This is a genomic window from Streptomyces sp. SAS_270 (assembly GCF_052543295.1).
This window is the reverse complement of sequence record NZ_JBMNDS010000163.1, coordinates 3,673-5,085: the sequence shown is the minus strand read 5'-3', so window position 1 is coordinate 5,085 and position 1,413 is coordinate 3,673. Positions and strand designations below refer to the sequence as shown.

Annotated in this window: 1 rRNA gene (only partly in view); it reads right to left on the bottom strand. The window is 55.7% G+C overall.

The annotated features are described in order from the left end of the window. Positions 1–21 precede the first annotated feature (21 nt). Positions 22–1,413, bottom strand: a 23S ribosomal RNA gene (locus ACN6LB_RS45515) (it continues 1,796 nt past the right edge of the window).

The window sequence follows — 1,413 nt, the reverse complement described above, 5'->3', positions numbered from 1 at the left end:
ACACAGTGGACGCGAGCAACTGAGGACAAGCCCTCGGCCTATTAGTACCAGTCACCTCCAGCGGTTACCCGCCTTCCAGATCTGGCCTATCAACCCAGTCGTCTACTGGGAGCCTTAACCCCTCAAAGGGGGTGGGAATACTCATCTCGAAGCAGGCTTCCCGCTTAGATGCTTTCAGCGGTTATCCCTCCCGAACGTAGCCAACCAGCCATGCCCTTGGCAGGACAACTGGCACACCAGAGGTTCGTCCGTCCCGGTCCTCTCGTACTAGGGACAGCCCTTCTCAATATTCCTACGCGCACAGCGGATAGGGACCGAACTGTCTCACGACGTTCTAAACCCAGCTCGCGTACCGCTTTAATGGGCGAACAGCCCAACCCTTGGGACCGACTCCAGCCCCAGGATGCGACGAGCCGACATCGAGGTGCCAAACCATCCCGTCGATATGGACTCTTGGGGAAGATCAGCCTGTTATCCCCGGGGTACCTTTTATCCGTTGAGCGACGGCGCTTCCACAAGCCACCGCCGGATCACTAGTCCCGACTTTCGTCCCTGCTCGACCCGTCGGTCTCACAGTCAAGCTCCCTTGTGCACTTACACTCAACACCTGATTGCCAACCAGGCTGAGGGAACCTTTGGGCGCCTCCGTTACTCTTTAGGAGGCAACCGCCCCAGTTAAACTACCCATCAGACACTGTCCCTGATCCGGATCACGGACCCAGGTTAGACATCCAGCACGACCAGACTGGTATTTCAACGACGACTCCACCATGGCTGGCGCCATGACTTCAAAGTCTCCCAGCTATCCTACACAAGCCGAACCGAACACCAATATCAAACTGTAGTAAAGGTCCCGGGGTCTTTCCGTCCTGCTGCGCGAAACGAGCATCTTTACTCGTAGTGCAATTTCACCGGGCCTATGGTTGAGACAGTCGAGAAGTCGTTACGCCATTCGTGCAGGTCGGAACTTACCCGACAAGGAATTTCGCTACCTTAGGATGGTTATAGTTACCACCGCCGTTTACTGGCGCTTAAGTTCTCAGCTTCGCACACCCGAAAGTGCACTAACCGGTCCCCTTAACGTTCCAGCACCGGGCAGGCGTCAGTCCGTATACATCGCCTTACGGCTTCGCACGGACCTGTGTTTTTAGTAAACAGTCGCTTCTCGCTGGTCTCTGCGGCCACCCCCAGCTCATGAAGTAAATTCAATCACCAGTGATGGCCCCCCTTCTCCCGAAGTTACGGGGGCATTTTGCCGAGTTCCTTAACCATAGTTCACCCGAACGCCTCGGTATTCTCTACCTGACCACCTGAGTCGGTTTAGGGTACGGGCCGCCATGAAACTCGCTAGAGGCTTTTCTCGACAGCATAGGATCATCCACTTCACCACAATCGGCTCGGCATCAGGTCTCA